This is a genomic window from Streptomyces sp. NPDC054847, from assembly GCF_053610925.1.
Genome location: NZ_JBSGZJ010000416.1, coordinates 1 through 6,276 on the forward strand (window position 1 = coordinate 1; position 6,276 = coordinate 6,276).

6 protein-coding genes are annotated in these 6,276 nt (G+C 71.1%); 2 read left to right on the top strand and 4 right to left on the bottom strand.

Annotation, left to right across the window (positions count from 1 at the left end; all coding sequences use genetic code 11):
- Window positions 1-59: 59 nt before the first annotated feature.
- The 3 genes from ACWGH4_RS28860 to ACWGH4_RS28870 form a co-directional block, all read right to left on the bottom strand.
- Window positions 60-1,034, bottom strand: a complete 975-nt coding sequence (locus ACWGH4_RS28860; protein ID WP_453466096.1) for an acyl-ACP desaturase — start codon at window positions 1,032-1,034, stop codon at window positions 60-62.
- Between the two features lie 377 nt (window positions 1,035-1,411).
- On the bottom strand, window positions 1,412-3,055 hold the full coding sequence (locus tag ACWGH4_RS28865; protein ID WP_453466098.1) for an ABC-F family ATP-binding cassette domain-containing protein: 1,644 nt from the start codon (window positions 3,053-3,055) through the stop codon (window positions 1,412-1,414).
- 364 nt (window positions 3,056-3,419) lie between these two features.
- Window positions 3,420-3,836, bottom strand: a complete 417-nt coding sequence (locus tag ACWGH4_RS28870) for a spore wall synthesis regulator SsgD (protein ID WP_441261907.1) — start codon at window positions 3,834-3,836, stop codon at window positions 3,420-3,422.
- 211 nt (window positions 3,837-4,047) lie between these two features.
- On the opposite strand from ACWGH4_RS28870, the gene ACWGH4_RS28875 reads away from it, so the two are divergent.
- Window positions 4,048-5,151, top strand: a complete 1,104-nt coding sequence (locus tag ACWGH4_RS28875; protein ID WP_453466100.1) for a WD40/YVTN/BNR-like repeat-containing protein — start codon at window positions 4,048-4,050, stop codon at window positions 5,149-5,151.
- An 18-nt stretch (window positions 5,152-5,169) separates the two neighbouring features.
- On the opposite strand, the gene ACWGH4_RS28880 is transcribed toward ACWGH4_RS28875, so the two are convergent.
- Window positions 5,170-5,469, bottom strand: a complete 300-nt coding sequence (locus ACWGH4_RS28880) for a YciI family protein (RefSeq protein ID WP_453466102.1) — start codon at window positions 5,467-5,469, stop codon at window positions 5,170-5,172.
- 71 nt (window positions 5,470-5,540) lie between these two features.
- On the opposite strand from ACWGH4_RS28880, the gene ACWGH4_RS28885 reads away from it, so the two are divergent.
- Entirely contained in the window at window positions 5,541-6,236 is a 696-nt protein-coding gene (locus tag ACWGH4_RS28885; RefSeq protein ID WP_453466104.1) for an endonuclease V, read from the top strand.
- Window positions 6,237-6,276: the final 40 nt, after the last annotated feature.

Consider the following 6,276-nt stretch of genomic DNA (forward strand, 5'->3'; position numbering starts at 1 on the left):
TCGCGCGCCCCCGTCGGGAGCGGAGGCCACCGGCGCCGGCGTTCCCCGGCGTGGACTTCCTAGCCGGCGGCGCGCGCCGCCATCCGGGCCTTGCGGGCGGCGAGCTTCTCGTCGAACTTGAGCGCCTCCGCGTCCAGCCCGTTCATGTACAGGCCGAGCTCCTCCTGCGCCTTGAGGCCCTCCGGGCCCAGGCCGTCGATCTCCAGGACCTTGAGGTAGCGCAGCACCGGCTGGAGCACGTCGTCGTGGTGGATACGCATGTTGTAGATCTCGCCGATGGCCATCTGCGCGGCGGCCCGCTCGAAACCGGGCATACCGTGCCCCGGCATCCGGAAGTTCACGACCACGTCCCGCACGGCCTGCATGGTCAGGTCGGGGGCGATCTCGAAGGCCGCGCCCAGCAGGTTGCGGTAGAAGACCATGTGGAGGTTCTCGTCGGTGGCGATACGCGCCAGCATCCGGTCGCAGACCGGGTCGCCCGACTGGTGACCGGTGTTGCGGTGCGACACACGCGTCGCGAGCTCCTGGAAGGCGACGTACGCCACGGAGTGCAGCATCGAGTGGCGGTTGTCGGACTCGAAGCCCTCCGCCATGTGGGCCATCCGGAACTGCTCGAGCTTGTCCGGGTCCACGGCGCGCGAGGTGAGCAGGTAGTCCCGCATCACGATCCCGTGCCGGCCCTCCTCCGCGGTCCAGCGGTGCACCCAGGTGCCCCAGGCGCCGTCGCGGCCGAAGAGCGTCGCGATCTCGTGGTGGTAGCTGGGGAGGTTGTCCTCGGTGAGGAGGTTCACCACCAGCGCGATCTTGCCGATGTCCGTGACCTTGGACTGGGCGGGCTCCCAGGCCTCTCCGTCCTCGAAGAAGCCGGGGAAGTTGCGGCCGTCGGAGAAGGGGACGTACTCGTGCGGCATCCAGTCCTTGGCGACCTTCAGATGGCGGTTGAGCTCCTTCTCCACGACCTCTTCCAGCGCGTACAGAAGTCGCGCGTCGGTCCACGCTTCCGAACTGCCGAGGTGGGGAGAGGTGATCGTCACGGGGGCTCCTGGGGGACGGGAGAGTTACCTACGTACTCGTAGGTTACGAAACCGTAGGTTAAGCACGTCATAAGGCCCCGTCCAAGCCCGGATCCGCGATGCCCGATTACGTACCGTTATAAGGGCAGCTCCAGCGGTGTACGGAGAGCTCTGTCACGGTCTTCCGCTGCTGCCGGAACGGCCGGATCATTCGTGTCCGCCCGACGGGTCGGTGCAGGCGCACGGCGCGTCGCCGTGTCCCCGGGGCGCCCGGTCCTTCGCACCGAGCGGCGCGGCGCGGCCGGGCGGGTCGGACCGGTCTCCCGGTGCCTCGCCGCCGGCCGCGCCGCACGCTCACGCCCGACGCGCCGCAACCTCACTCGTCGGGACCCGCACGCTCATCCCGTCGGGAACGCCCCCTCCCGCAGTTCCTCCGCCGAGACGTCCCGCAGCCCGCCGTCGAGCAGCAGCCGCCGCGTGACGCCGATCGCATCAAGGAACGACGCGTCGTGGCTGGCCACGATCAGGGCGCCCCGGTAGGACTCCAGCGCCGCCGTGAGGCTGCGCACGCTCGACATGTCGAGGTTGTTCGTCGGCTCGTCCAGCATGAGCAACTGCGGCGCGGGCTCGGCGAGCAGCAGCGCCGCGAGTGCTGCACGGAACCGCTCACCGCCCGACAGTGTCCCGGCCGGCTGGTCGGCCAGGGCGCCCCGGAAGAGGAAGCGCGCCAGCCGTGCCCTGATCTGGTTGTTGGTGGCGCCAGGGGCGAACCGGGCCACGTTCTCGACGACGCTCAGCCCGTCGTCGAGGAGGTCGAGGCGCTGGGGCAGGAAGCGGAGCGGGACTTCGGGCACCGCCTCGCCCGCCACCGGCTCCAGCTCTTCGGCGATCGTGCGCAGCAGGGTCGTCTTGCCCGCGCCGTTGCGCCCCACGAGCGCGATCCGTTCGGGTCCGCGTACCTCGAACTCTCCCTTCACCTCTGCCCCGTACCGGAGCCGCAGGTCCCGGAGCCGCAGCACCTCGCGACCGGGGTGGACCTGGGTGCTGGGCAGCTCGATACGGATCTCGTCGTCGTCGCGTACCGCCTCCACGGCCTCGTCGAGGCGCTCCTTCGCCTCCGCGAGTCTCTCGGTGTGGAGGATGCGGTGCTTGCCCGCCGACTCCTGGGCCGAGCGCATGCGGGACCGCATCACGATCCTCGGCTCCCGTTTGGTGTCGTACATCTTCTGGCCGTACCGCCGACGGCGTGCCAACTTGGCGTGGGCGTCGGCGAGTTCGCGCTTCTGGCGCTGCACATCGGCCTCCGCCGCACGCACCGTCCTCTCCGCCGCCTGCTGTTCGACGGCGAGCGCCTCCTCGTACGCGGAGTAGTTGCCGCCGTACCAGGCGACCTCGCCGTCGCGCAGATCGGCGATCTGGTCCACCAGCTCCAGCAGTTGACGGTCGTGGCTGACGACCAACAGCACGCCGGACCACCGTGTCACCGCGTCGTAGAGGCGCCGGCGGGCGAACAGGTCCAGATTGTTGGTGGGTTCGTCGAGCAGCAGCACATCGGGACGGGCCAGCAGCAGCGCCGCCAGCCGCAGCAGGACCGCCTCGCCGCCGGAGAGCTCGCCGATGGTGCGGTCGAGACCGATGTGGCCGAGGCCCAGCTCGTCCAGGGTGGCGTGCGCGCGCTCCTCGACGTCCCAGTCGTCGCCGACCGTGGTGAAGTTCTCCTCGCTCGGATCGCCCGCCTCGATGGCGTGCAGCGCGGCGCGGGTCCGGGCGATGCCGAGGACTTCGTCCACCCGCATGCCGGTGTCGAGCACGACGTTCTGCGGCAGGTAGCCGATCTCTCCCACGGCGCGGACCGCTCCGGCGGACGGTACGAGCTCGCCGGCGAGCAGGCGCAACAGGGTCGATTTTCCTGAGCCGTTGAGGCCGATCAGTCCGGTGCGGCCGGGCGCGACCGCGAGGTGCAGGTCCTCGAAGACGACGGTGCCGTCCGGCCATGCGAAGCAGAGTTGGGAGCAGGTGAGAAAGGTGGGGGAAGTAGACACGTGGCCTCCGGTTGCTGGGTACGGGCTGGGAGCAACGTTGGAGACACCTGTGCGACGTGACCGATGCCGAAAAGGGGCCGTGAGAGGTCCCGGAGACGCCGGGAAGGAAGAAAGGTCCCGGTCGGGGAGAGCGGACGGCATGAATCGTCGAGGTCGCACGCAAGCGCACAGGCGTGAGCCGTGCTGCACGGTGTCTCAAGACCTCAGACGTGCAACGTCCTACTCCGATCGACGACAACAGAACCGTCATACACCGTAAAGAGCGCCCGGGACCGTGTCAACGGCATTCCTACGGCCGGGGAACGGTGCCGCAGGGCTCGGCCGGCGGCGGGGGTCGTGCGGTGGCGGGAAGCGGCGGAGGGCGTCAGGCGGCGTCGCGCAACAACTCCGTCAGGTCCTGGTCGAGCCCCAGGTACAGGTGCTCGCGTCCGGCCGGGACCGCCTCGTGCGCGCGCTCGAGGAAGCGCCGCAGATCCCCGGTGCGGATGTGCACCATGGCCATGCCCTCAGGGGCGTGGAACTCCAGCACCGTCCGGTCGTAGCCGTACGGCCGCAACCGCACGTCACCGAGGCCGGCCGGTTCATGGACCCCCTCCGCGAGCAACTCCCGCGAGAACGCCCAGGACACATCGGTGCCCTCCAGGGTGGCCGGTCCGGGGAAGTCGATACGGACGGCGAAAGGATCACGGCGGTCGTAGTGCAGTGTCGCGGGAACGGACTCCATCTGGGGTGCGGACGCGACGAGTCGGGCCTGGACGGTCTGCTCGATGACGGTGGACAAGCCCCGCTCCTTCGTGTGCGGCTCGCTGGGTCCTGATGGCGCAGGTCTCCCTGATATCTCAGAAGACGTCGGAAGGACCGATTCCGTGCACCGGAGAAGAGAGTGACATGTGTCACCGCCCGCCGTCCGGCGCACACTCGGATCACCACACGACGGAGCCGGCGCCACGCACCCTGGACGGGTCCCGGCGCGTGGGCTAGCTTCCAGCGCCATGAGGTCCATGGGGAAGACGAGACGAACGCTGTCCATGGGGCTGTGCGCCCTCGCGGTGGCGGCCGCGACCGCCGTACCGGCGCGGGCCGAACAGGCGCCCCCGGCGGCGGACCGGCCGGCGGCGGCCGGTACCCCCGGCTGGAGCCTGAAGGACACCGGAACCGATGTGCGGTTCCGGGGCCTCGCGCCCGTCAGCCGGAAGACCGCATGGGTGGCCGGCTCCAAGGGCACCGTGCTGCGTACCACCGACGGCGGCCGGAGCTGGCTGGACGTCTCACCGCCCGGGGCCGGCGCGCTCGAGTTCCGTGACGTCGAGGCGTTCGACGGCCGGCGCGCGGTGGTCCTGGCCATCGGCGAGGGCGACGCGTCCCGGGTGCTGCGGACCGAGGACGGCGGGGCGAGCTGGACCGAGTCGTTCCGCAATACCGACGCCAAGGCGTTCTACGACTGCATCACCTTCTTCGACAGCCGGCACGGCCTGGCCATGAGCGACCCCGTGGACGGGAAGTACCGCATCCTGTCCACGGGCGACGGCGGGCGGTCCTGGAAGGTCCTCCCCGACGCCGGCATGCCGCCCGCCCTGCCGGGCGAGGCCGGCTTCGCCGCGAGCGGCCAGTGCCTCGTCAGCTCCGGCCCGAAGGACGTCTGGCTGGCCACCGGCGGCGGTGCCACGGCGCGGGTGCTGCACTCCGCGGACCGCGGGCTGAACTGGACCGTCGCGGAGTCGACGATCCCGGCCGGCGACCCGGCACGCGGCGTCTTCGCGCTCGCGTTCCGCGACCGGACGCACGGCCTCGCGGTCGGCGGCGACTACCGTGCCGACCAGGCCTCGCCCCGGGCCGCGGCCGTCACGGGCGACGGTGGCCGCAGCTGGCGGCAGGCGCAGACCCCGCCGCCCGCGTACCGCTCCGGTGTGACCTGGCTTCCGCACAGCAGGTCCGCCGCCCTCGCCGTCGGGCCCACGGGCACGGACCTCACGACGGACGGCGGCCGGACCTGGCGCACGGTCGACACCGGCTCGTTCGACACCGTCGACTGCACCCCCGACTTCGGCTGCTGGGCCTCCGGAGAGAAGGGCCGGGTCGCGCGTCTGGAGTTCTGAGACCGGGCGGTCGGGTCGTCACGAAGCCGGCTGCTGGCGGTAGGGAGCCAGCTCCGGCGCTGTCTTCGTCGCGAAGAACTCGGTGATCCGGTAGGCGCACACGGCGCCGACGACGAAGGGGTCGGTCGCCGCGATCTTCTCGATGCCGGCGCGGTCGTCCCCGACCGCGAGGATGATCCCGCCGTCGCGCGGCTTCTTCCTGCCCGAGGCGATGAAGACGCCCTCCTCGTACAGGTCGTCCAGCCATGCCACGTGGGCTTCCATCAGCGGTTCGACGCGCTCGACCGGCGCGGTGTAGGTCAGTTCCATCACAAACATGACCGTCACGCTACCGGGCCTGTCACCGGGTGGGCGGTCGCTCGGGGGCAAGCCATACAGTGGGCGGCATCATGAAGATCGTCGAAGCGCCCTCCGGCTGGCCCGTGAACGAGGAAGAGGCCCTGGCCGTCCAGGACGAACTGCGCACGCGTGTCGTCCTGGACGAGCCGGGCCCACCGGTCGGCACCGGGATGGTGACAGGCGTCGACGTGGCGTACGACGACGACCGCGATGTCGTCGCCGCGGCGGCGGTTGTGCTGGACGCGGCGACGCTGGCCGTGGTGGAAGAGGCCACGGCCATCGGCCGGATCACTTTCCCCTACGTGCCCGGACTGCTCGCCTTCCGCGAGATCCCGACGGTGCTGGCCGCCCTCGAGTCGCTCACGGCCGGGCCCGGCCTGGTCGTCTGCGACGGCTACGGCCGCGCGCACCCCCGGCGGTTCGGGCTGGCGAGCCACCTCGGGGTGCTGACGGGGCTGCCCTCGATCGGCGTCGCGAAGAACCCGTTCGTCTTCACCTACGGCGAACTCGGGCACGGGCGGGGCGACTTCGCGCCCCTTCTCGCCGACGACGGCGAGGAGGTCGGCAGGGCCCTGCGCACCCAGAGGGGCGTGAAGCCGGTCTTCGTCTCCGCGGGTCACCGGGTGACGCTCGACGCGGCATGTGCCCACACGCTGCGGCTGGCGCCTGAGTTCCGGGTCCCGGAGACCACCCGGCGCGCGGACGCCCTGTGCCGGAGGGCGCTTCTCGAGGCGACAGGCATGTGACGGCTGCGGCGCCCGCGTCGGGCGAGGCCCCGTCACGCCC